At 61.5% G+C, this 26,677-nt stretch carries 28 protein-coding genes; 24 read left to right on the top strand and 4 right to left on the bottom strand.

Translation table 11 applies throughout. From position 1 onward, the window contains the following. Window positions 1–7: 7 nt before the first annotated feature. The 3 genes from secF to nlpI all read left to right on the top strand — a co-directional run bounded on the left by secF (window position 8) and on the right by nlpI (window position 2,461). Window positions 8–955: a protein translocase subunit SecF gene (gene secF, locus QLG02_RS11785; protein WP_011705626.1), complete on the top strand. Its 948-nt coding sequence runs from the start codon at window positions 8–10 to the stop codon at window positions 953–955. 99 nt (window positions 956–1,054) lie between these two features. Then, window positions 1,055–1,423: a rhodanese-like domain-containing protein gene (locus tag QLG02_RS11780; protein WP_017410225.1), complete on the top strand. Its 369-nt coding sequence runs from the start codon at window positions 1,055–1,057 to the stop codon at window positions 1,421–1,423. 90 nt (window positions 1,424–1,513) lie between these two features. Further along, window positions 1,514–2,461 carry a lipoprotein NlpI gene (nlpI, locus tag QLG02_RS11775; protein WP_280940144.1) on the top strand — a complete coding sequence of 316 codons (948 nt, stop codon included), beginning with the start codon at window positions 1,514–1,516 and terminating at the stop codon, window positions 2,459–2,461. A 117-nt stretch (window positions 2,462–2,578) separates the two neighbouring features. Here nlpI and QLG02_RS11770 read toward each other — a convergent pair whose 3' ends face one another. Both QLG02_RS11770 and QLG02_RS11765 read right to left on the bottom strand, forming a co-directional pair. Beyond that, window positions 2,579–3,451, bottom strand: coding sequence for a U32 family peptidase (locus tag QLG02_RS11770; protein WP_282465236.1), 873 nt, complete (start codon window positions 3,449–3,451; stop codon window positions 2,579–2,581). A gap of 12 nt (window positions 3,452–3,463) precedes the next feature. Continuing rightward, window positions 3,464–4,459 carry a peptidase U32 family protein gene (locus tag QLG02_RS11765; protein ID WP_017410222.1) on the bottom strand — a complete coding sequence of 332 codons (996 nt, stop codon included), beginning with the start codon at window positions 4,457–4,459 and terminating at the stop codon, window positions 3,464–3,466. Between the two features lie 190 nt (window positions 4,460–4,649). Between QLG02_RS11765 and QLG02_RS11760 the strand changes: the two genes are divergently transcribed. Next, the gene (locus tag QLG02_RS11760) at window positions 4,650–5,189 is read left to right on the top strand and encodes an SCP2 domain-containing protein (RefSeq protein ID WP_011705631.1); all 540 of its coding nucleotides are present in this window, start codon (window positions 4,650–4,652) and stop codon (window positions 5,187–5,189) included. On the opposite strand, the gene QLG02_RS11755 is transcribed toward QLG02_RS11760, so the two are convergent. Then, entirely contained in the window at window positions 5,136–5,552 is a 417-nt protein-coding gene (locus QLG02_RS11755; RefSeq protein WP_101148881.1) for a hypothetical protein, read from the bottom strand. The two genes, QLG02_RS11760 and QLG02_RS11755, sit on opposite strands and share 54 nt — an antisense overlap. A 179-nt stretch (window positions 5,553–5,731) precedes the next feature. Here QLG02_RS11755 and trmJ point away from each other — a divergent pair, with 179 nt between their 5' ends. The 20 genes from trmJ to QLG02_RS11655 all read left to right on the top strand — a co-directional run bounded on the left by trmJ (window position 5,732) and on the right by QLG02_RS11655 (window position 24,774). Then, window positions 5,732–6,457 (top strand): tRNA (cytosine(32)/uridine(32)-2'-O)-methyltransferase TrmJ, encoded by a 726-nt coding sequence (gene trmJ / locus QLG02_RS11750; RefSeq protein ID WP_049049104.1) that lies wholly within the window; start codon window positions 5,732–5,734, stop codon window positions 6,455–6,457. Between the two features lie 93 nt (window positions 6,458–6,550). After that, window positions 6,551–7,054 (top strand): Fe-S cluster assembly transcriptional regulator IscR, encoded by a 504-nt coding sequence (gene iscR / locus QLG02_RS11745; protein WP_011705634.1) that lies wholly within the window; start codon window positions 6,551–6,553, stop codon window positions 7,052–7,054. 57 nt (window positions 7,055–7,111) lie between these two features. Next, window positions 7,112–8,326, top strand: coding sequence for an IscS subfamily cysteine desulfurase (locus QLG02_RS11740; RefSeq protein WP_005299763.1), 1,215 nt, complete (start codon window positions 7,112–7,114; stop codon window positions 8,324–8,326). Between the two features lie 41 nt (window positions 8,327–8,367). After that, window positions 8,368–8,751, top strand: a complete 384-nt coding sequence (iscU, locus tag QLG02_RS11735) for a Fe-S cluster assembly scaffold IscU (RefSeq protein ID WP_005299770.1) — start codon at window positions 8,368–8,370, stop codon at window positions 8,749–8,751. Window positions 8,752–8,766: 15 nt separating this feature from the next. Beyond that, the gene (iscA, locus tag QLG02_RS11730) at window positions 8,767–9,090 is read left to right on the top strand and encodes an iron-sulfur cluster assembly protein IscA (protein ID WP_011705636.1); all 324 of its coding nucleotides are present in this window, start codon (window positions 8,767–8,769) and stop codon (window positions 9,088–9,090) included. Window positions 9,091–9,212: 122 nt separating this feature from the next. After that, on the top strand, window positions 9,213–9,731 hold the full coding sequence (gene hscB / locus QLG02_RS11725) for a co-chaperone HscB (protein WP_045790118.1): 519 nt from the start codon (window positions 9,213–9,215) through the stop codon (window positions 9,729–9,731). Window positions 9,732–9,759: 28 nt separating this feature from the next. After that, window positions 9,760–11,607 carry a Fe-S protein assembly chaperone HscA gene (hscA, locus tag QLG02_RS11720; protein WP_282465235.1) on the top strand — a complete coding sequence of 616 codons (1,848 nt, stop codon included), beginning with the start codon at window positions 9,760–9,762 and terminating at the stop codon, window positions 11,605–11,607. 1 nt (window position 11,608) lies between these two features. Beyond that, window positions 11,609–11,947: an ISC system 2Fe-2S type ferredoxin gene (gene fdx / locus QLG02_RS11715; RefSeq protein ID WP_005299781.1), complete on the top strand. Its 339-nt coding sequence runs from the start codon at window positions 11,609–11,611 to the stop codon at window positions 11,945–11,947. Window positions 11,948–12,104: 157 nt separating this feature from the next. After that, entirely contained in the window at window positions 12,105–13,406 is a 1,302-nt protein-coding gene (gene pepB / locus QLG02_RS11710; protein WP_101615373.1) for an aminopeptidase PepB, read from the top strand. Between the two features lie 103 nt (window positions 13,407–13,509). Next, window positions 13,510–14,793 (top strand): aminopeptidase PepB, encoded by a 1,284-nt coding sequence (pepB, locus tag QLG02_RS11705; RefSeq protein WP_016350402.1) that lies wholly within the window; start codon window positions 13,510–13,512, stop codon window positions 14,791–14,793. A 269-nt stretch (window positions 14,794–15,062) separates the two neighbouring features. Next, window positions 15,063–15,491, top strand: coding sequence for a nucleoside-diphosphate kinase (gene ndk / locus QLG02_RS11700; RefSeq protein ID WP_011705641.1), 429 nt, complete (start codon window positions 15,063–15,065; stop codon window positions 15,489–15,491). Between the two features lie 168 nt (window positions 15,492–15,659). Further along, window positions 15,660–16,763, top strand: a complete 1,104-nt coding sequence (locus QLG02_RS11695; RefSeq protein WP_011705642.1) for a bifunctional tRNA (adenosine(37)-C2)-methyltransferase TrmG/ribosomal RNA large subunit methyltransferase RlmN — start codon at window positions 15,660–15,662, stop codon at window positions 16,761–16,763. A gap of 12 nt (window positions 16,764–16,775) precedes the next feature. Next, complete coding sequence (tapF, locus tag QLG02_RS11690; protein WP_011705643.1) at window positions 16,776–17,567, top strand: PilW family type IVa pilus biogenesis/stability lipoprotein TapF; 792 nt, start codon at window positions 16,776–16,778, stop codon at window positions 17,565–17,567. Next, entirely contained in the window at window positions 17,557–18,495 is a 939-nt protein-coding gene (locus QLG02_RS11685; RefSeq protein ID WP_282465234.1) for a RodZ domain-containing protein, read from the top strand. Before tapF ends, QLG02_RS11685 begins: the two co-directional genes overlap by 11 nt. Window positions 18,496–18,505: 10 nt before the next feature. Then, window positions 18,506–19,621: a flavodoxin-dependent (E)-4-hydroxy-3-methylbut-2-enyl-diphosphate synthase gene (gene ispG, locus QLG02_RS11680; RefSeq protein ID WP_016350405.1), complete on the top strand. Its 1,116-nt coding sequence runs from the start codon at window positions 18,506–18,508 to the stop codon at window positions 19,619–19,621. Window positions 19,622–19,759: 138 nt separating this feature from the next. Beyond that, window positions 19,760–21,037, top strand: coding sequence for a histidine--tRNA ligase (gene hisS / locus QLG02_RS11675; protein WP_011705646.1), 1,278 nt, complete (start codon window positions 19,760–19,762; stop codon window positions 21,035–21,037). 3 nt (window positions 21,038–21,040) lie between these two features. Next, window positions 21,041–21,691, top strand: a complete 651-nt coding sequence (locus QLG02_RS11670; protein ID WP_016350407.1) for a tetratricopeptide repeat protein — start codon at window positions 21,041–21,043, stop codon at window positions 21,689–21,691. After that, the gene (gene bamB / locus QLG02_RS11665) at window positions 21,684–22,868 is read left to right on the top strand and encodes an outer membrane protein assembly factor BamB (RefSeq protein WP_282465233.1); all 1,185 of its coding nucleotides are present in this window, start codon (window positions 21,684–21,686) and stop codon (window positions 22,866–22,868) included. Before QLG02_RS11670 ends, bamB begins: the two co-directional genes overlap by 8 nt. Window positions 22,869–22,942: 74 nt before the next feature. Further along, window positions 22,943–24,442, top strand: a complete 1,500-nt coding sequence (gene der, locus QLG02_RS11660) for a ribosome biogenesis GTPase Der (RefSeq protein ID WP_011705649.1) — start codon at window positions 22,943–22,945, stop codon at window positions 24,440–24,442. A 98-nt stretch (window positions 24,443–24,540) separates the two neighbouring features. Further along, entirely contained in the window at window positions 24,541–24,774 is a 234-nt protein-coding gene (locus QLG02_RS11655; protein ID WP_269383611.1) for a zinc ribbon domain-containing protein, read from the top strand. A gap of 358 nt (window positions 24,775–25,132) precedes the next feature. Here QLG02_RS11655 and mltF read toward each other — a convergent pair whose 3' ends face one another. Then, entirely contained in the window at window positions 25,133–26,623 is a 1,491-nt protein-coding gene (gene mltF, locus QLG02_RS11650; RefSeq protein WP_282465232.1) for a membrane-bound lytic murein transglycosylase MltF, read from the bottom strand. Window positions 26,624–26,677 lie beyond the last annotated feature (54 nt).

The following is a 26,677-nucleotide window of genomic DNA, read 5'->3' as shown; positions in this document are numbered from 1 at the left end:
AAGAGACATGTTTCAGATTCTACATTTTGAAAAGCCCATTCCCTTCATGCGCTATGCCAGGCCGGGAGTGGTCTTCTCTACCCTGCTGATGGTGATCTCCCTGTTCTTCCTGTTCGATCGGGGCCTGAACTGGGGGCTGGACTTCACCGGTGGTACCACCATCGAGGTGGGTTTCCAGCAGTCGGTGAGCCTGGACAAGGTGCACCAGGTGCTGGACGAGCAGAAGATTGAAGGGGCGACCCTGCAACACTTCGGCTCCAGCCGTGACGTACTGTTCCGCCTGACCCCGAAAGAGGGGGTCAAGGTGGAGCAGCAGGGCAACGAGGTACTGGCGGCGGCCAAGCTGATCGATCCTGCGGCCGTGCTCAAGCGCGTCGAGTTCGTCGGCCCTTCGGTGGGTGACGAGCTGGCGACCGACGGTGCGCTGGCCATGCTGGCCTCCATCCTCTGTATCCTGATCTACGTGGCGGTGCGCTTCGAATGGCGTCTGGCCATGGGGGGCATTCTCTCCCTGGTGCACGACGTGGTGATCACCCTCGGCGTCTTTGCCTACTTCCAGTACGAGTTCGACCTGACCGTGCTGGCGGCATTGATGACCCTGGTGGGTTACTCCCTGAACGACACCATCGTAGTGTTCGACCGGTTGCGGGAGAACTTTCGCAAGGTGCGCAAGGGGGATACCGAGTACATCCTGGATCTCTCCATGACCGAGACCCTGAGCCGGACCATCATCACCTCGGGGTTGACCTTCGTGGTGGTGCTGGCACTGCTGCTCAAGGGCGGTCCGCTGATCCACGGTTTCTCGGTGGCGATGGTGATCGGTGTCGCCTTCGGTACCTACTCCTCCATCTATGTGGCGAGCTCGTTCGCCATGTTCTTCGGGGTCAAGCGGGAGCACATGCTGCCGACCCAGGTGGAAAAAGAGGGCGCGGATCAGCAAGAGATCCTGCCGTAAATGACAAGGGCGCCGCGAGGCGCCCTTTCTCTTATCGTCCGGGTGAGTCATTATGACGGTTTCACCCACGGCTGTTGGCCAACAGGCAAGGAGCAAGCCATGCAACACAATCCCCGTTTTCTGGCACTGGTAGAGGCCATTCGTCCCCATGTACAGGAGACCGACGTGCACCAGATCAAACGTTGGCAGGATGAGGGGCGCACCTTTCACCTGGTCGACGTGCGGGAAGAGAGCGAGTGGGCCAGAGGCCATCTGCCGGGGGCGACCTACCTCGGTCGCGGGGTGATCGAGCGGGACATCGAGACCCGTTATCCGGATCCCGACACCGAGCTCTACCTCTATTGTGGTGGGGGATTTCGCTCCATTCTGGTGGCGGAGAACCTGCAGAAGATGGGCTACGGCCGGGTGGTCAGCGTCGATGGTGGCTTTCGGGGCTGGTGTGATGCCGGATACCCTGTCGAATCCTGATTTATTTGAGGGAGAGAGGCTCAGCCACATGACAAAGTGTCGGCTGACCTTTACCATATGCCGGGTCAAGCGTAAGCGTCGGAGTGTTCATTGAACGTCAGGAAAGGGATTGGATACCTCCTTGGTATCCTGTTGCTGCTCCCCATGTGGGGTTGCAGCAGTAGCAGTCAGGTTGAAGCGCCTCAAGTTCCCAAGCCGCAACCCGCTTCACTGGTATTGGCGACCCCCCTGCAGGTCTCTTACCAGAGCGAGTTGGCGTTGGCGCGACTCGGGCAGATGCTCAGTGAGATGGAATTGACCACGGAGCAACGGGCTGAACTGTTTTATGAGCGTGCTGTCGTGTTTGACCGGGTAGGCTTGCGCTCCCTGGCGCGGCTGGATTTCAACCGCGCCTTGCGGGAGAAGCCGGATTTCGCCGAAGCCTACAACTTCATCGGCGTCTACTTGGTGCAGCAGCAGAATTATGACGAGGCCTACGAGGCATTTGATTCCGCCCTCGAGCTGGCTCCCGATTATGACTATGCCTACCTGAACCGTGGCATTGCGCTCTATTACGGCAATCGTCCCGAGCTGGCCGCGGCCGATATGAAGCGCTTCTACGAGGCGCAGCCGGAAGATCCCTATCGGGTGATCTGGCTCTATCTGGCCGAACAGAAGCTCAATGCACCGGCCGCCATGAGCCGGATGCGCGAGCGGCTCAACAAGTACGATGACGATGCCTGGAACTGGGATCTGGTGCGCCTCTATACCGGCGAACTCAATGCCACCCAGTTGATGGGCAATGTGGTGAAAGGGGTGAAGGACAACCGGGAGCTCGCCGAGCGCCTGTGCGAAACCTACTTCTACCTCGGCAAGTTTGAACTGGCCAAGGGCAACCGCAAGGAAGCCATCAGCTACTTCAAGCTGGCGCTCGCCAACAACGTGTATGACTTCATCGAGCACAGATATGCCCTGCTGGAGCTGGAGCTGATGGCGCGCAAACCCCTGCCGCCCGGTGCCCAGAGTGCCCAGGGCAAGAGCAGCAAGCAGGCATCCTGAGCTTGCCCTGTTGCCGGTTTGAATGATGTAGAAAAGGCCTCACTGCGAGGCCTTTTTGCTGTCCGGGTGTCAGATGCGAGGGGGGGAGTCACCCCCGTCAGAGGGTACACAGCCGGCTCACTGCGCCAGCATCATGCCGGGGATCTGGCGCCAGTAGCCGTTGCAGTCGCGCTCCTGCTGCAGGGGCAGGGGAGCCTGGCCCTGCTGGTTGGCCTTGAAGCGCTCCAGCATCGTCAGGGTGTCCAGCCCCTCGGGGGAGAGGCGCACCACATCCACCAGCCCCTCCATCCCGGCCAGATCGTTGCCCAGGTTGTAGCAGTAACCGGATTGGGTCTGGATGCCGTTGAGGTTGAACACCTTCTGCCCCTCGCGGCTGCTGGCGAGCCGGCCGGTGGGGTAGTCGATGCAGGCCAGTTCGCAGTTGTCCTTGGGCCGGTCGAGGGAGCGGGCGGTGAAGCAGCGTGCCGAGTAGGCGAGCGGCAGGTGGCCGTAGGCGAACACCTCCACCTCGATCTGCTGGCGGGCACTGCCCAGATCCTGATTGAGCTGCACCAGCCAGTCCCGTGAGAGCTCCACCGGCATCACCCAGCGCTGCATCCCCTGTTTGAGCAGCATGCGCAGCACATCGGCGTTGTAGGCGTTGATGGCGGGGCCGCAGACGAACGGCAGCCCGGCTTCGCTGGCGAGCTGGACTGCCCCCAGATCGTTGGCCTCGATCATCAGCTCGCCGTTGTCGACCAGCCGCTTGACCTCCTTGAGCTCGGAGGGGGCGGAGATGAGCGCCAGCGTGGAGAGCACCGCCTGCTTGCCCGAGCCGGCTACCTGATGGGCGAGGGCAATCCAGTTATCCACTTTCAGTTCGCGGCGCTTGCTGCAGACGGTTTCCCCCAGATAGACGATGTCGGCCTGGCTGGCGGCGGCGGCCTGATAGAAGCCCTGGGTGTCGGCCTTGGGCCAGTAGAAGAGCAGGGGGCCGAGAGAGAATTTCATGAACAGGGCTCCTTATTGCCACTGGCGATGATAGGCACCGAGGGTAGTCTGGCTCCCCTCGGAGACGCGGGCGAGCTGGGCATCCCACTCGGCCTTGACCTGATAGGCTTCCGGGTTGGCCTGATAGGCGTCGATGGCGGCGCGCCAGACCCGGGTGACCTGCTCCACGTAGGCGGGGCTGCGTTGGCGCCCCTCGATCTTGACCGACTGGATACCGGTCTGGAACAGCTCGGGCAACAGGCCGAGGGTATTGAGGCTGGTGGGCTCCTCCAGCGCGTGGTAGGTCTGGCCATCGACCTCGAAGCGGCCCTTGCACAGGGTCGGGTAGCCGGCGTTTTCCCCCGGGCCGTAGCGGTCTATCAGCACCTCGTTGAGGCGAGACTCGAGGCCGCTCGGGGTCTCCTCCCAGCGCACGAACTTGGCCGGTGAGCAGGCGCCGACGGTATTGGGGCTCTCGCCGGTCATGTAGGAGGAGAGGTAGCAGCGCCCCTCCGCCATGATGCAGAGGCTGCCGAAGGCGAACACCTCGAGGCCGACGTCGGTCTCGCGGGCCAGCTGCCTCACCTGATGCATGGAGAGGACGCGCGGCAACACCACCCGACCGACGTTGAAGTGCTGTTGGTAGAAACGGATGGCGGCGGCGTTGGTGGCACTGGCCTGCACCGAGACGTGCAGTTCCAGATCCGGGTAGCGGCGGCTGGCATAGTCGAGCACGGCGAGGTCGGCGATGATCAGGGCATCGGCACCCAGTGCGGCGCCCTTGTCCACCGCCTGCTGCCAGCGGGCATCGGAGCCCGGGTGGGCGAAGGTGTTGATGGCGATGTGCAGTTTGCGGCCATGCTGGTGCACATAGTCGACTGCTTTCTCCAGCTTGCTGTCGGTGAAGTTGAGCCCGGCGAAATGGCGGGCGTTGGTGTCATCCTTGAAGCCGATATAGACCGCATCGGCCCCGTTATCCACGGCTGTTTTCAGTGCCGGCAAACTGCCTGCCGGACAGAGTAATTCCATCGGGTACGCTCCGAGAGGGCAAAAAATGCAAAAGTGGCCCGATTGTATTCACCGGCGTCCTTCCACTTTTTGACCTGAGGCAGCTTTGTGTGGCTTTACCCTTCTTGAGGTAAGTGGGCACAAGTTTGATTTCCAACAGGATCATGGCTGCGGCCCTGTGTTTGAATGCGCAAAAAACTGGGAGTTTATCGTGTTTCAACAACTGCAACGTCGCCTGGTCGAACAGGCTCCCCGCATTCTGCGCCACCCTCTCAAACTGGTGCCATTTTCCTTGCAGCAGAACCTGATGGAGCGCCTGCTGGCCAGCGTGTTCAAAGAGGCCATCGCAGATGGCGACTTTGAATTCCTGGCGGGCAAGTGGCTCAAGGTCGAAGTCTCGGATCTGGAGCTCTGCTGGTTCATCAGCGAGCAGGATGGCAAGCTGGTGGTGGCTCGCCATTGCGAGCAGGCCGATGTCTGTTTCAGCGGCACTACCAACGACCTCATTCTGATCGCCGGGCGCAAGGAAGATCCCGACTCTCTCTTCTTCCAGCGCAAGCTGAAGATTGAAGGGAACACCGAGCTGGGGCTGGAGGTGAAAAACCTGATGGACAGCCTGGATCTGGACGGTTTGCCAAGCCTGGTGCGTTATCCCTTGCTGGATCTTGCCACCTTCATCGAGCGGGCGAAGGCGGGATCAGCGCAAGAGGCGCACTCTGCGCCGGCGGGTGGGGTTGCGCCTCAGTTGTGAGACCAGCCCATCGGCATGGTGGCGGTAGTGATTGCGGGCCCACAGGCAGCGACAGGCCCACAGACAGGGCAGCAGTGCCAGCAGGGCGCTGGCGCTGGGAAGGCGCGAGAGCAGCAGACCCAGCGCCAGCCAGATGAACGGCTGGGCCTCGTAGAGCCACTCCGGCTGGAACCAGCGTTTGGTCGGGAAGATGACCAGATCGGTGCGCCGATAGCTGGATCGCATCATCCAGACGGTGGCGCCGGCGACAAACAGCAAGGTGCCCGCCAGCCAGAGCAGCGGGGAGTGGCTGAGCAGGATGATGCCGACCGCCACCAGCAGATAGCAGACGGGCAACCTCTCATAAAGCCAGCGTGGGCACATGTTGCCTCCACTTTTCACCTTCCCATCCTTCAAGTCTAGCCAGTCAGCGCACCTGTCTCATACCGCTTTGTTCTGCAAAACGGCGTCATTGTTGTGAATTGGCGCGCCATTTACGGTGCCAAAATAGCGATTGGCTATGTTACAATTGCGCGCCATTTTTGACTGAAGATTGACTGGGCATGTTGGATCAGATTCGTATCGTGTTGGTAAACACTTCTCACACCGGCAACATGGGCTCTGCGGCACGCGCCATGAAGACCATGGGCTTGAGCCAGATGGTGCTGGTTGATCCGCAAGCACAGCCCGATGACAACGCCTATGCGCTGGCCGCCGGTGCCAGCGATCTGCTGGCCAATGCCCGTATCGTGTCGACCCTGGATGAAGCCATTGCGGATTGTGGTCTGGTCATCGGTACCAGTGCCCGCTCCCGTACCCTGAGCTGGCCCATGCTGGACCCTCGCGAAGCGGGCGAGAAGCTGGTAACCGAGGGGATGCAGCATCCGGTGGCGCTGGTATTTGGCCGTGAACGCACCGGCCTGACCAACGACGAACTGCAAAAGTGCCACTACCACGTGGCCATTCCGGCCAATCCGGAGTACAGCTCCCTCAACCTGGCCATGGCGGTGCAGACCCTCTGCTATGAGGTGCGGATGCACTGGCTGCAGCGGGAACAGGTCGGCGAGACCGACATGGCGGTGGATTATCCCAGCGCCGAGCAGCTGGAAGGCTTCTACCAGCATCTGGAGCAGACGCTGCTCAAGACCGGCTTCATCGCCGATGACCATCCGGGGCAGGTCATGAGCAAGCTGCGCCGCCTGTTCAACCGGGCTCGTCCGGAAGCGGTGGAACTCAACATCCTGCGCGGCATTCTGACCTCGGTGCAAAAACCGAGGCCGCAGGATTAAACCCGACTGGATTACTCAACCATATACTTGACTGATTTAGTCGGGTATGTGACCATATGCCCATATTGATTGGTTCGCAAAACGGTAAGGCATATGAGACTGACCTCAAAAGGACGTTACGCTGTGACTGCCATGCTCGACGTGGCGTTGCATGCAGAGCAGGGGCCCGTGCCCCTGGCTGATATTTCGGAGCGCCAGGGCATCTCCTTGTCCTATCTGGAGCAGCTGTTTGCCCGCCTGCGCAAGCATGGCCTGGTGAGCAGCGTACGTGGTCCGGGCGGCGGTTATCGCCTCGGTCTGGCGCCGAATGCCATCTCGGTCGGTCAGGTGATCACCGCGGTCGACGAATCGGTGGATGCCACCAAGTGCCTCGGCAAGGGCGGCTGCCACGGCGGCACCCAGTGCCTCACTCACTCCCTGTGGCGTGACCTGAGCGAGCGGATCTCCAGCTTCCTGGGGGACATCACCTTGGCCGAGCTGGTTGATCAGGCCGATGTGCGCCGGATTGCCGGCAAGCAAGATGAACAAATGAAAACCGTGTTGTCCTTGGTAGACCGGGCAGAACGCGGCGATGTGAGCTTGAAAGTCCAACTATAAACAAACGTGCTTTCCACAGCTGGTCGATGTATGACCCTGGCTGTAACGGAGAAAAACATGAAACTGCCTATTTACCTTGATTATTCGGCAACCTGTCCGGTGGACCCGCGTGTCGCAGAAAAAATGATGCAGTGTCTCACCATGGATGGCCTGTTCGGCAATCCAGCTTCCCGTTCCCACCGCTTTGGCTGGCAAGCCGAAGAGGCGGTCGATCTGGCCCGTAATCAAGTGGCAGAGCTGATCGGTGCCGACCCGCGCGAGATCGTCTTCACCTCCGGTGCGACTGAATCCAACAACCTCGCCATCAAGGGCGTTGCCCATTTCTACGCCGGCAAGGGCAAGCACATCGTTACCTCCAAGACCGAACACAAGGCGGTACTGGATACCTGTCGCCAGCTGGAGCGCGAAGGCTATGAGGTAACCTACCTCGAGCCGATGCCCAATGGCCTGTTCACCCTGGAACAGATCGAAGGCGCGTTGCGTGATGACACCATCCTGGTCAGCATCATGCACGTCAACAACGAGATCGGCGTGGTGCAAAACATCGCCGCCATCGGCGAGCTGTGCCGCTCCCGCAAGATCCTGCTGCACGTGGATGCGGTACAAAGTGTGGGCAAGATCCCGGTCGACGTGGAAGCGCTCAAGGTTGACCTGCTCTCCATGTCTGCCCACAAGGTATACGGCCCGAAAGGCATTGGTGCCCTCTACGTGCGTCGCAAGCCGCGTGTGCGCCTGGAAGCCCAGATGCACGGTGGTGGCCACGAGCGCGGCATGCGTTCCGGCACCCTGCCGACTCACCAGATCGTCGGCATGGGCGAAGCCTTCCGCATCGCCAAGGAAGAGATGGTGAGCGAAGGTCAGCGCATCATGGCCCTGCGTCAGCGTCTGTGGGACGGCATCAAGGATATCGAAGAGGTCTACATCAACGGTGACCTGGAACAGCGGGTGCCGGGCAACCTCAACGTCAGCTTCGCCTATGTGGAAGGGGAATCCCTCATCATGGCGCTGAAGGATCTGGCGGTCTCTTCTGGTTCTGCCTGTACCTCGGCCAGCCTGGAGCCCTCCTATGTGCTGCGCGCACTGGGCCTGAACGACGAGCTGGCGCACAGCTCCATCCGTTTCAGCATGGGTCGCTTCACCACCGAGGAAGAGATTGATTACGCAATCAAGCTTATCCGTGACTCCATCGGTCGTCTGCGCGAGATGTCTCCCCTGTGGGAGATGTACAAGGACGGCGTCGATCTGAACACGGTCGAATGGGCTCATCACTGATCCGCGGGATCGGTGTTCAACGGAATTAGCAGGAGTTAGATATGGCTTACAGTGAAAAAGTAATCGACCACTACGAGAACCCCCGTAACGTAGGCGGCTTCGACAAGAACGATCCCAGCATCGCTACCGGCATGGTCGGTGCACCGGCCTGTGGTGACGTGATGAAGCTGCAGCTGAAGATCAGCGACGATGGCATCATCGAAGATGCCAAGTTCAAGACCTACGGTTGTGGTTCCGCCATCGCCTCCAGCTCCCTGGTGACCGAGTGGGTCAAGGGCAAGACCCTGGATGAAGCGGCCGGTATCAAGAACACCGACATCGCCGAAGAGCTGGCACTGCCACCGGTGAAGATCCACTGCTCCATTCTGGCCGAGGATGCCATCAAGGCCGCCATCGCCGATTACAAGCAGAAGAAAGGTCTCTAAGGTCAGGAGCGCAGTATGGCCATTACCATGACAGATGCCGCAGCGGCACGGGTTTCCTCGTTTCTGACCAACCGGGGCAAGGGCATCGGCCTGCGCCTCGGCGTCAAGACCACCGGCTGCTCGGGTCTTGCCTATGTGCTCGAGTTCGTCGATGAGCTGGCAGATGAAGATCAGGTATTCGAGCAGGACGGGGTCAAGATCATCGTCGATGCCAAGAGTCTGATCCACCTGGATGGCACCGAACTGGATTTCGTCAAGGAAGGCCTCAACGAGGGCTTCCAGTTCAACAACCCCAACGCCAAGGGCGAGTGTGGTTGCGGCGAAAGCTTCAGTGTCTAAGATGTGTGCAACACATGATCGCTTGTCCGTTGAACTGGCCGGCCACGGCCGGTTCAACCATGCCGCTTCGCCCACCTGAGCGCGAGCGGCATGGGGGCAGCATCAGTGTCTAAGAGGTCTGCATGAATTATTTCGAGCTGTTTGGGCTGGTTGAAGGCTTCGAGCTCGATACCCGTCAGCTGGCAGAGACCTACCGCCAGTTGCAAATCCAGTTTCATCCCGATCGTTTTGCCACCGCCCCCGAGCGGGAGCAGCTGGCTGCGGTGCAACGTGCCGCCCAGATCAACGATGCCTTCACTACCCTCAAGGCGCCCCTGCGCCGAGCCGAGTACCTGCTCTCCCTGCGTGGCACCGAACTTCGTGGCGAGCAACAGACGTTGCAAGATACCGCGTTTCTGATGCAGCAACTGGAGTGGCGTGAGCGGCTGGCTGACCTGAAAGGGGAGACGGACCCTGAGCGTGCCATCAAGGATTTTCGCCAGGAGATCAGGCATGATCACCAGTTGTTGATGCAGCAGCTGACCCAGGCTCTCGCTACTGGCGAGGATCCGCGAGCGGCTGATTGTGTTCGCAAACTCAAGTTTGTCGACAAGCTCCTCGAGGAGCTGGAACGATTCGAAGACTCGCTGTTCGAGTCTTGATCCTTTAACGCTGGAAGTTTGATTACCCATGGCATTACTGCAAATCGCCGAGCCCGGCCAGAGCGCCGCACCTCATCAGCACAAACGTGCCGTTGGCATCGATCTTGGCACTACCAACTCGCTGGTCGCCGCCGTGCGCAGCGGTCAGGCCGATACCCTCTGCGACGAGCAGGGGCGTGATCTGCTGCCCTCCGTCGTGCATTACCAGGCTGACACCATCCGGGTCGGCGTCGATGCCAAGCGCGAGGCCGCCCTCGACCCGCACAACACCATCGTTTCCGCCAAGCGGATGATGGGCAAGGCGCTGGCCGACATCGATACCCGCCAGCAACCCTATCAATTCGTGGCAGCCGACAACGGCATGCCGCAGCTGCAGACCCGTCAAGGGCTGGTCAACCCGGTTCAGGTCTCGGCCGAGATCCTCAAGAAACTGGCCGAGCGGGGCGCTGCCGCCCTCGGTGGCGATCTCGACGGCGTGGTCATCACTGTGCCCGCTTATTTCGATGACGCCCAGCGCCAGGGCACCAAGGATGCGGCCCGCCTGGCCGGTCTGCACGTGCTGCGCCTGCTCAACGAACCGACCGCCGCCGCCATCGCCTATGGCCTCGACTCCGGTCAGGAAGGGGTGATCGCTGTTTATGACCTGGGTGGCGGCACCTTCGATATCTCCATCCTGCGCCTGCATCGCGGGGTGTTTGAGGTGATGGCCACCGGTGGCGATTCGGCCCTCGGCGGCGATGACTTCGATCACCTGCTGGCAGACTGGTTGAAAGAGCAAGCCGGTTTGACTGGCGAGCTGGATGCCCGTCTGCAGCGCGAGCTGCTGGATGTGGCCGCCGCCGTCAAACACGGTCTGACTGACGCCGACGCCGTTCCCTGCACCTTTGCCGGCTGGCAGGGCTCCATCACCCGCAGCCAGTTTGACGAGCTGATCCAGCCGCTGGTCAAGCGTACCCTGTTGGCCTGCCGCCGCGCCCTGCGCGATGCGGGGCTCGAGCAGGAGGAGGTGCTGGAAGTGGTGATGGTCGGTGGTTCGACCCGGGTGCCGCTGGTGCGCGAGCTGGTGGGCGAGTTCTTCCAGCGTCCGCCCTTGACCAGCATCGATCCCGACAAGGTGGTGGCCATCGGTGCTGCCATCCAGGCCGACATCCTGGTGGGCAACAAGCCCGACGCCGAAATGCTGCTGCTGGACGTCATTCCGCTCTCCCTGGGTCTTGAGACCATGGGCGGCCTTGCCGAGAAGGTGATCCCGCGCAATACCACCATTCCGGTGGCCCGCGCCCAGGAGTTCACCACCTTCAAGGATGGCCAGACCGCGATGGCGATCCACGTGGTGCAGGGCGAGCGCGAGCTGGTGGCCGATTGCCGATCCTTGGCCCGCTTCACCCTGACCGGCATTCCGCCCATGGCGGCAGGGGCGGCACACATTCGCGTCACCTTCCAGGTGGATGCGGACGGTCTGCTGTCGGTCAGCGCCATGGAGAAATCCTCCGGCGTGCAGGCCGAGATCCAGGTCAAGCCCTCCTATGGACTGGGCGAGGATGACATCCTCAACATGCTGAGCGCCTCCATCGCCAATGCCCAGCAGGACATGGACGCCCGCATGCTGGCGGAGCAGCAGGTCGAGGCCGACCGGGTGGTCGAGAGTCTCAACGCCGCCCTGGCCGCCGATGGCGAGGCTTTATTGAGCCCCGCCGAGCGGGCCGAGCTGGATGCCGCCATCGCCCATCTGCTGACCATGCGCAGCACGGGCACCACCAACCAGATCAAAGAGGCCATCGAGGCGGCGGACGCTGCCAGTGGCGAATTTGCAGCCCGCCGGATGGATGCCTCCATCCGCAAGGTGCTGACCGGACAAAACGTCAACAAGGTGTAATATGCCAAAACTGATTATTCTGCCCCATCCCGAGCTCTGTCCGGACGGCGCGGCCCTCGAAGGCGCGACCGGTGAAACCATTCTGGACATCGCGCTGCGCAACGGCATCGAGATCGAGCACGCCTGCGAGAAGTCCTGCGCCTGCACCACCTGCCACTGCGTGGTGCGGGAAGGCTTCGACTCCCTCGAGCCGAGCGACGAGCTGGAAGACGACATGCTGGACAAGGCGTGGGGGCTGGAGCCGGAATCCCGTCTCAGCTGCCAGGCCAGACTGGCGGACGAGGATCTGGTGGTGGAACTGCCCAAGTACACCCTGAATCTGGCGTCTGAGCGCCACTGATGACCCCTTAATTACACATGAGTGAATTGCGCGTGCAGCATCTCGTGGTGCAGTAATGATATGGTGAAGGCCGTGACCCTTGAGGGAGCGGCCTTTTTTGTGCCCGTGATTTCCCTATTCGTTGATGAAAGTGCCAATAAAAAGGAAGCAAGAGAACATGGCTGACATGATGAACGTACGGTTGTCTTCCCAGGCTGCCGCCGCCCACTGGGGCGAGGGTGCCCTGCTCAGTTTCAACGGCGACGAAGCCCATCTCCATCTGGGCAGCGGCCAGGAGAAGGAGGCGCTGCGCGCCATCCAGCGTGCTGCCAGACGACTCGAGTCGAGCGGCATCAAGCGCGTCAAGCTGGTGGGTGAGGGCTGGAATGGGGAGCGTCGCTACGCCTTTGCCCAGGGCTTCTATGCCGCCAAGGGGGTTCGCGAGCTCGATTTCGGTGAGCAGAGCGACCAGGAGGCTGCCGAACTGGCTGCCTTGCTGAAAGCGACCCGCTGGGTGCGCGAGGTGACCAACGGCTGCCCGCAGGAGATCTACCCCATGAGCCTGGCGGAATCCGCCCTGCTGCTCATCCGCAGTCTCGCCGGTGACAAGGTGACCGCCCGCATTACCGCCGGGGAGGCGCTGCAGGAGGCCGGTCACATCGGGATCTGGTCGGTGGGCCGCGGCAGCGAGCGCGAGCCGGTGCTGCTGGAGCTAGACTACAACCCGACCGGGGATGCCAATGCCCCCGTGCTGGCGGCGCTGGTGGGCAAGGGGATCACCTTCGATTCCGGCGGCTACTCCATGAAGTCCTCCGACAACATGCTGCCGATGAAGTCCGACATGGGCGGCGCCGCCATGGTGACCGGCGCGCTGGCGCTGGCCATCAGCCGCGGCCTGAACAAGCGGGTGAAGCTCATCCTCTGCTGCGCCGAGAACCTGGTCTCCGGCCATGCCTTCAAGCTTGGCGACATCCTCACCTATCGCAACGGCATCTCGGTCGAGATCCAGAACACCGACGCGGAAGGCCGCCTGGTGCTGGCTGACGGCCTGCTGGCCGCCAGCGAAAGCGGGGCTGCCTACATCCTCGACGCCGCTACCCTGACCGGCGCCGCCAAGACCGCGCTGGGCCGCGACTATAACGCCGTGTTTGCCCTCGATGAGGCCGAGCAGGCCCGCGCGCTGGCAGCCGCCAAAGCCGAAAACGAGCAGGCCTGGGCGCTGCCGCTGGAGCCCTGGCATGCGGGTCAGCTCACCTCCGCCTTTGCCGAGCTGGGCAATGTGGCGTCCGCCGAAGGCACCGCCGGTGCCACCACGGCAGCTGCCTTCCTGTCGCGCTTCGTGCGTGACGAAGGCAAGGGCTGGGTGCACCTGGATCTGGCCGCTTCCTATCAAAAATCGGGCAATGACCTGTGGGCGACCGGTGCCAAGGGCCACGGTCTGCGTACCATCGCTCGCTGGTTGCAGGAGGTGAGTGAATGAGAGTCTGGCTGAATCAAGCATTTGGTGAAGGCTTTGGACAATCGGCGAACAGCGCCACGGCCTGCGTATTATCTGTCACCCGCTGTCTGCAGGAGGTGAGTGCATGAACATCTGGTTGAGCCGAGAATTTGCCGCTCCCGAGTGGGGCGAGGGGGCGCTGCTCTCCCACCGCGCCGACGGCATGGTGATCCATCTGGTGACCGCCAGCCCCTTGCTGGATATCCAGCAGGCGGCACGGCGTCTGTGCAGTCAGGGGATCCAGCAGGTGGTGCTGGCCGGCCACTGGGAGCGCGAGCAGCAGTGGGCCTTTGCCCAAGGGCTGCAAACCCCCAAGGTGGAGGTCGAGCTGCAGTGGGCCACGTCATCCGAGGAGGATCGGGAGGAGCTGGAGGCGCGCTGGCTGTGCGGGCGCTGGGTGCGGGAGATGACCAATGCCACGCCGGAACAGCTGGGGCCGCTGGAGCTGGCGGTTGAAGCTGCCGCCTTCATCACCGAGCTGGCGCCGGACCGGATCAGTCATCGCATTCTCAAGGGGGAAGCCTTGCAGCAGGCGGGCTGGGTCGGTCTCTACCAGGTCGGCCGTGGCAGCGAGCGCGAGCCCGTGCTGCTGGAGCTGGACTTCAACCCGAGCAGGGATCCCAAAGCCCCGGTAGCGGCAGCGCTGGTGGGCAAGGGCATCACCTTCGATTCCGGCGGCTACTCCATGAAGACCTCCCAGGGCATGCTGACCATGAAGCACGACATGGGCGGGGCCGCCATCGTCACCGGCGCCTTGGCGCTGGCCATTCTGCGCGGCCTCGACAAGCGGGTGAAGCTCATCCTCTGCTGCGCCGAGAACCTGGTTTCCGGTCATGCCTACAAGCTGGGTGACATCCTCACCTACAAGAACGGCACCACGGTGGAGATCGTCAACACCGACGCCGAGGGACGGCTGGTGCTGGCCGACGGCCTGCAGCTGGCCGGGGATTCCGGCGCGCCGCTGGTCATCGACGCCGCGACCCTGACCGGGGCGGCGGTGATGGCGTTGGGGGGACGTTACAATGCCTTGTTCGGGCTGGACAAGGGGCTGGTGAGCCGCGCCATGGGTTATGCGGATGCCGAACAGGAACCCGCCTGGCCGCTGCCGCTGGAACCCTGGCATCGCCAGCAGTGCCCGTCCCACTATGCCGACACCGCCAACAGCCGGCCCGTGCCGGGCGGTGGTCCGGGTGGTGCCTCCAACGCGGCGGGTTTCCTCTCCCGCTTCGTCGCCAATGAGGGGCAGGGCTGGCTGCACGTCGATCTCGCCGCCTGTTTCAGCGAGAACGGCGACAACCTGTGGGCGCCGGGGGCCAACACCCTGGGGATGCGCACCATCGCCCACACCCTGCTGGCGGAGGTCCGCTGACCGGCAATGACAAGGGCACCTGCGGGTGCCCTTTCGACAGGGGGAGGCTGAGCAATAGCCTGGGTTTCAGGGGGTTAACATGACTATCGTGCACAAGCGCACATTTTTTCCTGCCAGCCTGGGCCAAGATGAGTGGTGATGTTGTTTTAGGGAAGAAATTGTTTAATAAAAAGTTGCTTTTCTGTGTGTTATTTCGCTTTTTGTTTACGTATAATCGCCGCCGAACATGGATTCTAACAATAAATCTCTGTAGTTAAGGAAAGATCTCAATGGCCATCGAACGTACCTTCTCCATCATCAAGCCGGATGCCGTCAGCAAGAACCTGATCGGTGCCATCTACAACCGTTTCGAGAGCGCTGGCCTGAAAGTCATCGCCGCCAAGATGCTGCACATGAGCAGCGAGCAAGCCGCCGGTTTCTATGCCGAGCACCAGGGCAAGCCTTTCTATGACGGCCTGGTCAGCTTCATGACCTCCGGCCCCGTCATGATCCAGGTGCTGGAAGGCGAAGAGGCCATCCGTCGCCACCGTGAAATCATGGGCGCCACCAACCCGAAAGAGGCCCTGGCCGGCACCCTGCGCGCCTGCTTCGCGGAGAGCATCGACCGCAACGCCGTGCACGGCTCCGATGCTCCGGCCTCCGCTGCCCGTGAAATCGCCTACTTCTTCTCCGACGCCGAGATCTGCCCGCGCGGCTGATTTCTGTCGAAAGAACCCCAAGGGAGCCTCGGCTCCCTTTTGTTTTTTGGTCATTCGGTCAATATCCACTTATTCTCCAGGTGGAAAGCCGGACCCATAATTTGTACAATGCCGCCCCCTGACGTAGGTCAGCCGATAATTTATGAAGTGTGTGAGCTGAGGCCCTTGATGAGCGAAACAAAAACCAACCTGCTGGATCTTGATCGGGATGCCATGCGTGCCTTCTTCGTCGAACTGGGCGAGAAGCCGTTTCGGGCAGATCAGGTGATGAAGTGGATCTATCACTTTGGTTGTGATGATTTCGATCAGATGAACAACGTCAACAAGGTGCTGCGCGAGCGCCTCAAGGCGATCGCCGAGATCCGGGCGCCGGAAGTGAGCCGTGAACAGCGCTCCTCCGACGGCACCATCAAGTGGGCGCTGCAGGTCGGCGGTCAGGAGGTGGAGACCGTCTACATTCCGGAAGAGGATCGGGCGACCCTGTGCGTCTCCTCCCAGGTAGGCTGCGCCCTGGAGTGCAAGTTCTGCTCTACCGCCCAGCAAGGCTTCAACCGCAACCTGAAAGTCTCCGAGATCATCGGCCAGGTATGGCGTGCCGCCAAGATCGTCGGCGGCAAGCGTCCCATCACCAACGTGGTGATGATGGGCATGGGCGAGCCGCTGCTCAACCTCGCCAACGTGGTACCGGCCATGCGCCTGATGATGGACGACTTCGGCTACGGCATCTCCAAGCGCCGGGTGACCATCTCCACCTCCGGCGTGGTGCCGGCACTGGACATGCTGGGCGACCAGATTGACGTGGCCCTGGCCATCTCCCTGCACGCACCCAACGACAAGCTACGCTCCGAGATCATGCCGATCAACGACAAGTACAACATCGAGGAGTTTCTCGCCGGTGTCCGTCGCTACCTCGGCAAGTCCAACGCCAACGGTGGCCGGGTGACCGTGGAATATGTGCTGCTCGATCATATCAATGACGACATGCAGCACGCCCACGAGCTGGCCAAGGTGCTCAAGGATACCCCGAGCAAGATCAACCTGATCCCGTTCAACCCCTTCCCGGGCAACCCCTACGGCAAGCCGAGCAACAGCCGTATCGACCGTTTTTCCAAGGTATTGATGGAATATGGCTTCACCGTCATCGTCCGCAAGACCCGTGGTGACGACATCGATGCAGCCTGCGGCCAGCTGGTGGGGGAGGTGATCGATCGCACCAAGCGCACCATGAAAAATCGGATGCAACAGGATGGGATTTCCGTCAAAATGGTTTAACTTGCTAAGCCATTGTATAGTCAGGGAATGGATACACGTACATTGATCGTAGTGGCAGCGCTCTGCGCGCTGCCAGGCTGTGTTACCGAGACCACTTACGCTGGCCAGAATTCCACTCAGCGTGAAGTGGGTCCCGATCTCAAGGCGGCAGCCCAGACCCGTCTGGATTTGGGTATTCAATATCTGCAACAGGGCAACGCCGAGCAGGCCAAGTTCAACCTTGACCGCGCGCTGCAGTATGACCCTGCCAACCCTCAGGTTTACGTCGGTTTTGCCTACTTCTACCAGCAGGTGGAAGATTTCAAGGCGGCCGAAGAGAGCTACAAGAAAGCCCTTGCCATGGATCCGTCCAATGCTGACGCGATGAACAACTATGGCGCCTTCCTTTGCAATCGTGGTCGCTTCGACGAGGCGGAAAAGGCCTTCCTGCAGGCCGTCAGCCAGCCCAACTACATCAAGATTGCCGATACCTATGAAAACGCGGCACTTTGCGCCGCGCAAAATCGCAGAAATGATAAAGCAAGCGAGTATTATCGCTTGGCCTTGGGGTATAATCCCCGCAATCCAAGGTTATTGCTGGACATGGCGGAGCTTTCCATGAAAGATGGCAAGCTGCCTGATGTGCAGGCCTATCTCGCCCGTTTTGCCGATGTGTCAGACGAGAACGAGAACAGTCTCTGGTTGAGATTGCGGCTGGCGCAGGCCATGGACAAACCGGCACTACTTCACCAATTCGGGACTGAGCTGGTAAGGCAATATCCCACTTCGCAACAAGCCAAGCGTTACTTAGCCAATGACTACTGAACAGCCACACGATTTTCAAGACGACTCCCAGGCAGTTGGCCCAGGCCAGCTGCTGCGCAACGCCCGTGAACAGCTCGGCTGGACACGAGAACAGGTTGCGTCTCGCATTCACCTTCGTCTGACCCTGATTGCCGCGATCGAATCGGATACGTATGACAAGCATACGTCCCATACCTTCATTCGGGGTTATCTGCGTACTTATGCCAAGCTGGTCGGTATCCCGGAAGAGACCATCCTCGCGGCTTATGACAAGCTGGGGCTGACTCCCCCCGACAACATCGACATGCAGAGCTTCTCTCGTCGCTCCCGTCAGCAGGCCAACGACAGCCGCCTCAAGGTTGTCACCTGGCTGGTGATCCTGATGCTGATCGCGCTCTCCGTCGCCTGGTGGTGGCAGAGCACGGCCCGTCGCTCCGCCGGTGACGAGGCCCTGGCCGCGACTGAAATGGGCGCAACCAGCAACACCCCGAGCGCCACCGTGCCGCCGGCGGTGGACGTGGCTGACCCTGTGGTTGCTCCGGCAATTTCCGCTGCGGTCGCGACCTCGGCTGACCCCGTGGCGAGTGCCGCCGCGACCACGCTGCCGGTCGATGCCAGCAGCGCCGTGGCGACCACGGCTGTTGCGACCTCTGCCGCCACTGCCACGCAACCGGCTGCCGACACCGCCGCGAGCGAGCCGGCCAAGGTGCCCCAGCTCAAGATGAGCTTCACCGCCGACTGCTGGCTGGATGTCAAGGATGCCAAGGGCAAGACCCTGTTCAGCGGCCTCAAAAAGGCCAATGACGAACTGGTACTGGAAGGACCCGAGCCGCTCAAATTCATCATTGGTGCGCCCATGGCCGTCAATATCGAATATCAGGGCAAGTCCATCGACATGAGCCGTTACAACAACGGCCGGACTGCTCGCCTCTCACTGCCGCAGGAGTAATCTGTCCGCCATGTCCGCTCACGAATCTCCCATCATTCGTCGTAAATCCAGGCAGATCATGGTCGGTAATGTACCGGTTGGGGGCGATGCCCCCATCACGGTGCAGACCATGACCAACACCAAGACCACGGACGTGGCCGCCACCGTCGAGCAGATCCAGCGGATCGAGCGGGTTGGCGCCGACATCGTGCGGGTCTCGGTTCCCACCATGGAAGCGGCGGAAGCCTTCAAGCTCATCAAGCAGCAGACCCGTATTCCCATCGTCGCCGATATCCACTTCGACTACCGCATCGCCCTGAAAGTGGCCGAATACGGTGCCGATTGCCTGCGCATCAACCCGGGCAACATCGGCAACGAGGAGCGGGTCCGCGCCGTGGTCGACTGCGCCCGTCACTACAACATCCCGATCCGCATCGGTGTCAACGGCGGCTCGCTGGAGAAAGACATTCAGGAGAAGTACGGTGAACCGACCCCGGAGGCGCTGCTCGAGTCAGCCATGCGCCACGTGGACTATCTGGATCGCCTGAACTTCGACAACTTCAAGGTGAGCGTCAAGGCGTCCGACGTCTTCCTGGCGGTCGGCGCCTATCGCCTGCTGGCCAAGCAGATTGAACAGCCGCTGCATTTGGGCATCACCGAAGCGGGCGGTTTTCGCGCCGGCGCGGTGAAGTCCGCCATCGGTCTTGGCATGCTGCTGAGCGAAGGTATCGGCGACACCCTGCGCATCTCGCTGGCCGCCGATCCGGTGGAAGAGATCAAGGTGGGTTTCGACATCCTGAAATCTCTGCGCATCCGTTCCCGCGGCATCAACTTCATCGCCTGTCCCTCCTGCTCCCGCCAGGAGTTCGACGTCATCGGCACGGTCAACGCCCTGGAAGAGCGGCTGGAAGACATCATCACCCCGATGGATGTCTCCATCATCGGTTGCGTGGTGAACGGTCCTGGCGAGGCGCTGGTCTCGGATCTGGGTCTGGCGGGGGCGGCCAACAAGAGCGCCTTCTACGAGGGTGGTCAGCGAGTGGACCGGCTCGACAACAAGGATCTCATCCCGACCCTGGAGCGCCGCATTCGCGCCCGGGCCGCCATGCTGGATCCGGCCAACCAGATCCAGGTGGACGAGGGTTGAGCAACCAAGGGCCACTCAGGGTGGCCCTGTCTTTAGGTTGCTGATTTTACATCCCGCATTGGAATACCCTGATTTTACCTCGGGGTCGAAAATCCCTATAATGCGGCCAAATTTTACCTCTTTTTCTCGAGTATCAACGTGGCAAAACAGATCCAAGCTATTCGCGGTATGAATGATTGCCTGCCGGAGCAGAGCCCGGTATGGCAGAAAGTAGAACAGATCCTGCGCCAGGTCGTGGCCAGCTATGGCTACAGCGAAGTGCGCATGCCGATTGTCGAGCAGACCCATCTGTTCAAGCGCGCCATCGGTGAAGTGACCGACGTGGTCGAAAAAGAGATGTACACCTTTGAAGACCGCAACGGCGACAGCCTGAGCCTGCGCCCGGAAGGCACCGCCAGCTGCGTGCGGGCCGGCATCGAGCACGGTCTGCTTTACAACCAGGAACGCCGGATGTGGTACATGGGCCCCATGTTCCGTCACGAGCGTCCCCAGAAGGGCCGCTATCGCCAGTTCCACCAGTTCGGGGTCGAGCTGTTCGGCATCAACGGGCCGGATATCGATGCCGAGCTCATCATGCTGACCCACCGCCTGTGGCGTCTGTTCGGCATCAGCGAGCACGTGACCCTGCAGCTCAACACCCTCGGCCAGAGCAGCGAGCGCGCCGCCTACCGCGATGCGCTGGTGGCCTACCTGGAGCAGTACAAGGATCAGCTGGATGAAGAGAGCCAGCGCCGCATGTACAGCAACCCGCTGCGGGTGCTCGACTCCAAGGACGAGAAGGTACAAGCCATTCTGGTGGGTGCCCCGCGTCTGTTCGATCACCTGGGCGAAGAGAGCCTGGCCCACTTCGAGGGGCTCAAGCGCCTGCTCGAGTCCGCCGGCATCCAGTACGAAGTGAACGAGCGGCTGGTGCGCGGCCTCGACTACTACAACCTCACCGTGTTCGAGTGGGTCACCAACAGCCTGGGTGCTCAGGGTACCGTCTGTGCCGGTGGTCGCTACGACGGTCTGGTGGAGCAGCTGGGTGGTCAGCCGACGCCGGCTGTGGGTTTCGCCATGGGCATGGAGCGACTGGTGCTGATGCTGGAGACCCTCGAACTCAACGGCGACATCCGGCCGGCGGTGGATGTCTACCTAGCCATGGTGGGCGAGGGCACTGAACAGGCCGGTTTCCAGCTGGCCGAACGGCTGCGCGATGCCCTGCCTGACTTGCGCCTGATGAGCCACTGCGGCGGCGGCAACTTCAAGAAACAACTCAAGCGTGCCGACAAGAGCGGCGCGGCCATTGCCCTGATCCTTGGCGAGACCGAGGTGCAAAACGGGGAGATCACCATCAAATATCTGCGTGGCCAGGCCGAGCAACAGACCGTCACGGTCGACGCCGCCATTGCCCTGCTGGCAGCCAAAGGAGAGTAAGCTGTGGAAGTTTATACCACCGAAGAACAACAGGTTGAGGTCATCAAGAGCTGGTGGAAAGAGAACGGAACCTCGGTGATCGCAGGAACTGTTATCGGTCTGGTTGGACTCTTTGGCTGGCGCTACTACAACGAGCATCAGCAGACCAGCCAGGAGACCGCCTCCCAGGCTTACAACGAAATGGCTGCCCAGCTGGCCAAGGGTGATGCCGCCGGCTTCGAGCAGGCGCAAAGCTTCATCAGCGCCCACAAGGGTGACTCCTATGCCGAACTGGCTGCCCTGCAGCTGGCCGCCGCCGCCGTCAAGGCTGGCAAGCTGGATCTGGCTGCCGAGCAGCTGACTCAGGTGGCCACCAGCGGTGACGAGAGCATCCGTCCCATCGCTGCCCTGCGTCTGGCCCGGGTTCTGAACGATCAGGGCAAGGCTGACGAGGCGCTGGCCCAGCTTGGCAAGATCAACAACGATGCCTTCAAGGCCCAAGTTGCGGAAGTGCGCGGCGACGTGCTGCTCAAGCAGGGCAAGGCCGAAGAGGCGCGCGATGCCTATCAGGCGGCAGCCGATGCCGGCGGCCTGCAGGGCAGCGCCGAGCTCAAGCTGAAAATGGACGATCTGGCGTTGCCAGCGGTGACCACGGGTGAGGCTCCGGATGCGTAATCTGTTCAAGATGGTGGTGTTGGGGGCTGCGGTCTCCTTCGCCCTGCAGGGGTGCTCCCTGTTCAGTTCGGAAGAGGACCTCAACCCGATGGCACCGCTGCCCAAGGTCGAGTCCGCCTTCACGGCCGATACCAGCTGGTCCTCCTCGGTGGGTGACGGCATCGGCGACTTCTACTCCCAGCTCAAGCCGGTGGTGGAAGATGAGCGCATCTATGCCGCCGCTCGCGATGGCGATGTGACCGCCTTTGATCGCGAAAGCGGCAAGGAGCTGTGGAGCGTGGATCTGGCTGACTTGCCGATCAACGCCGACAAGCGCAGCGCCCGCCTCTCCGGTGGCCTGGTATCCCGTTACGGCAAGCTGTTCCTGGGTTCCGAGAACGGGGTAGTCTACGCCCTGAACCAGGAGAACGGCGAAGTGCTGTGGCAGACTTCGGTGCCGGGTGAAGTGGTGGCGAGCCCTGCCGTCGAAGATGGCCGGGTGGTGGTGCTGACCACCTCGGGCCGTCTGGTAGCGCTCGATACCGATGAAGGCAAGCTGCAGTGGACCTTGGCGGAAGAACAGCCGCCGTTGACCCTGCGCAGCGCCGGCGCCCCCATCATCACCAACGGCGCCGTGCTGTACGGCCGCGCCGATGGCAAGGTGGGTATCGCCCTGCTCAGCAACGGTCAGCCGGTGCGCCAGTCCAAGGTCGCTGACCCGCGCGGTGCCACCGAGCTGGATCGGATGGTCGATGTGGACGCCACCCCGCTGATCGCCGGCGATGAGCTCTATGCCATCGCCTATAATGGCCAGCTGATGGCGCGCAAGCTGATGACCGGTGACGAGGTATGGAAGCGCAAGTATTCCGGCTACCGCGACATGGCGGTGACCGGCAATGCCATCGTGCTGACCGACAGCCGTAGCCACCTGTTTGCGGTCGACCGTCGCAATGGTCTCGAGCTGTGGTCCAATACCCAGCTGGAAAACCGCACCGTGACCGCCCCCGTCATCCTGGGTGACTATGTGGTGGTCGGCGATGTGGAAGGTTACCTGTATTGGCTGGATCGTACCGACGGTACCATCAAGGCCATGCAGCAGCTCGACAGCAGTGGTCTGTACGCCGCCCCCCTGGTGGACGGTGACACCCTGTATGTGCAGAGCCGTGGCGGCAAGTTGTACGCTATCAAGCGTCCCTGATCGCCCGTCAATCTGAATATCCGGCTCCTGGTCTTCGGACCCGGAGCCTTTGTCGTCTTGAGAATGAGGCTTTTATGACTCCTGTAGTAGCCCTGGTGGGCCGCCCCAACGTGGGGAAATCCACCCTGTTTAACCGTCTGACCCGTACCCGGGATGCCCTGGTGGCTGACTTCCCCGGTCTGACCCGGGACCGCAAGTACGGCCAGGCGAAGTTGGGCGAGCTGGAATTTATCGTGGTGGATACCGGCGGTATCGATGGCACCGAAGAGGGGATCGAGCTGAAGATGGCCGAACAGTCCCTGCTGGCCATCGAAGAGGCCGACGTGGTGCTGTTCATGGTGGATGCCCGTGCCGGTTTGACCGCGGCGGATCAGGCCATCGCCGAGCACCTGCGCAAGACCCACAAGAAGGTGTTTCTGGTGGCCAACAAGACCGACGGCATCGACGGTGACTCCGCCGTGTCCGAGTTCTACGGTCTGGCCCTGGGCGAGGTCTACCAGATGGCGGCCGCCCACGGTCGCGGCGTACTGAGCCTGCTGGAGCTGGCGCTGGCCCCCCATCTGGAGACCCTGGTCGACGCCGCCACACAAGAAACCGCGCAGGATGAGGAAGAAGAGGACTTCGACGAAGAAGCCCTGCTGCGCATGGTGGCTGCCGGTGAACTCGACACCAAGGAAGACACCAAGGAGACGCCGTTCGCTGACCTGCCCATCAAGTTTGCCATCGTCGGTCGCCCCAACGTCGGCAAGTCCACCCTGACCAACCGCATGCTGGGTGAAGATCGGGTCATCGTCTATGACATGCCGGGGACTACCCGCGACTCCGTCTACATCCCGATGGAGCGTGACGAGCAGAAGTACGTCATCATCGACACCGCCGGCGTGCGTCGTCGCGGCAAGGTGCACGAGACGGTGGAGAAGTTCTCCGTCATCAAGACCCTCAAGGCGATTGAAGATGCCAACGTTTGCCTGCTGGTGATCGACGCCCAGGAGACCATCACCGATCAGGACTTGAGCATCCTCGGTTTCGTGCTCAACACCGGCCGCTCCGTGGTACTGGTGGTGAACAAGTGGGACGGGCTGGATCAGAAGGTGAAAGAGGACGTCAAGAACGAGCTCGATCGTCGTCTGGGCTTCATCGACTTCGCCCGCGTGCACTTCATCTCCGCCCTGCACGGCAGCGGGGTTGGCCACCTGTTCGAATCCATCCAGGAGGCCTACCAGTCCGCTACCCGCCGTACCAGCACCGCCATGCTGACCCGCATCATGCAGATGGCGCAGGAAGACCACCAGCCGCCGATGGTGAACGGTCGCCGGGTCAAGCTCAAATATGCCCACGCCGGTGGCTACAACCCGCCGCGCATCGTGATCCACGGCAACCAGCTGAACGACTTGCCGGATTCCTACAAGCGCTACCTCATCAACTACTTCCGCAAGTCGCTGAAGATCATGGGGACGCCGGTCCGGGTCGAGTTCCAGGAGTCGGCCAACCCGTTCGAGGGCAAGAAAAATACCCTGACCCTGAGCCAGGAGCGTCAACGCAAGCGCCTGCTCAAGGCCAAAGCCAAGAAATAAGGCCCAGCGGCTGCCCTCACCGGCAGCCGTTTTTTCTGAGGCCAGGGGAATGTGCAGTGGGTGGGCCCACTGCACATTCACTTTGCGAGGAGCCAACCATGAGTCACCTTCACTGCCCTGCCTGTCAGGGCGAGCTGGACAGTCGCAGCCGCGAGACCACCTGCAGCCAGTGCCAGGCCCGTTTCCAGATCCGGGCCCTCTGCCCGACCTGCCGGCAGGAGCTGGAGCGGCTCAAGGCCTGCGGCGCGGTGGATTACTTCTGCAATCACTGCAAAAGCCTGGTATCGAAGCGGGCAGTGGTGTTTGAGGTGAGCCCGCAGGCGGGGAATTGAGGCGATAAAAAACCCGGTAATTGCCGGGTTTATGCTGTGTGTTCTGCTATCAGCAAGGTGAAGGAGCGGTTTCGGCGCCATATCTTGCGTTTGATGTCATTGAGCTTGAGTTTGCGTCTGGGGCTCCAGCCGCACTTTGCTTTTCTGACCAGTGTCGTTCTTCTGCGAGCTCGCATCTTGGTCTCCTCCCATTGGGTGGCCATCCCGGCCTTGGGTGATGATGGGAGCCTATCTGAAAGTGCTGTCATCCCGAGTGCAAGTGGATGAAATAGCGCGATAAAAACAGTTTCGGATAGGCTCCGGTATGGTCGGATGGTAACAGAGAAACCACCCGAAAAACAAACCTGTCAACAAGGGATCAGCGCAGGGTGATCTGCTTGACCACTTCGGCGATGACGGTGGGGCGCTCGGCACTGGGCGGCTCGCTGCTGTCGTCATCGTCCAGCTCTTCACGGCGGTGGGCTTTCTGCTGCTCGTTGTCGAGCCAGAGCAGGCTCTGGTAGTACTGGCGCACGTTGTTGACGTAGTTGCGCGCCTCGCCGCCGCGGGCATAGCCGTAGCGTACCTTGCGATGCCAGCGCGACTGTTGCAGCAGCGGCAGCACCTCTTTGACGTCGCTCCAGGCATCGGGATTTTTGCCGAGCTCCTTGGTCAGGCGGCGGGCATCCATCATGTGGCCGTAACCGATGTTGTAGGCGGTGAGGGCAAACCACACCTTCTCGTCATCGGGCACCGAGGCGGGCACCTTCTCCATCATCTGCTCCAGATAACGGGCGCCGCCCTTGATGCTCTCCTCCGGGTGCAGCCGGTTGTTGACCCCCATCGCCTTGGCGGTGGGCTCGGTCAGCATCATCATGCCGCGCACCCCGGTGTAGGAGCGCGCCTCCGGATCCCAATGGGACTCCTGATAGCTGATGGCGGCCAGCAGGCGCCAGTCCACCACGTTGGCGTGGGTCTTGAACAGATCCTGATACTTGGGCAGCAGGCTCTTGGCCCGCTGCAGGAAGGTGCGGGTGTCGACGAAGTCGAAATTCTGCACGTGGCCGAAGTACTTCTCGTCGAGCTTGGCGATGGCGCCGTCCATGAAGCGCTGGCCGAAGAAGTCGATGATGCTGGCGTAGAGGCTGTCGTCCGGCAGCTTGGTCATGGCCCAGGCCACGGTCTGGTTCTTGGCCAGGGTCATCCCTTCGGTGAGCTCGGGGTAGTAGCGCTGGGTGCGGGCCAGCACGGTATCCTGCACCACCGTGTAGTCAATCTTGCCGTCGGCCACCTGCTTGAGCAGCTCCTCCACGTCGGCATCCCGATTGGTGCTCCACTTCAGGTTGGGGTACTGCTTGGCCAGCTCCTTGAGCAGGTCTTCTCCGGTGGAACCGGCCGGCACCACTATGTTGCCCTTGAGATCGCCGATGTCCTTGGGCTTGGGAGAGCCGTTGCGATAGACCAGCTTGGGGGAGACCTGGTAGAAGCCGGGGCCGAAGCGAAACAGCTGGCGCCGCTCCGGGGTGACCACGATGGCGGCGGCAGCCAGATCCAGCTTGCCCTTTCTCAGCAGTTCCACCAGTTCGGCGGTGGAGTAGACCGGCACTATGGTCAGCTTGACCCCCAGCCAGTCGGCATAGCTCTGCGCCAGCTCGTAATCGAACCCCTGGGCGGTGTCGTCACGCTGGTAATAAGAGGTGGGGCCGTAGATGGTGCCAACCCGGATCTCGCCTCGCTGGCGGATCTGCTCCAGCTGGCTGGAGGGGGTGTAGAAGTCGCAACCGACCAGGGTCAGCAGCAACATCAGCCCGATAAACAGTCGAAAAATGCAGCGCAAGTAGGTGAGTGCCCTTGTTGAAAAAATCGGCATTTGTCAAAAAAGAGGCACCTTTATACCAGAGAGTGTGCACCGAGTCACACTGGG

The sequence above is a fragment of the Aeromonas sp. V90_14 genome, assembly GCF_029967615.1.
In the GTDB taxonomy this organism is placed as follows: domain Bacteria; phylum Pseudomonadota; class Gammaproteobacteria; order Enterobacterales; family Aeromonadaceae; genus Aeromonas; species Aeromonas hydrophila.
Note: the sequence above shows the minus strand (reverse complement) of the source record. Positions and strands in the feature narration are given on the sequence as shown.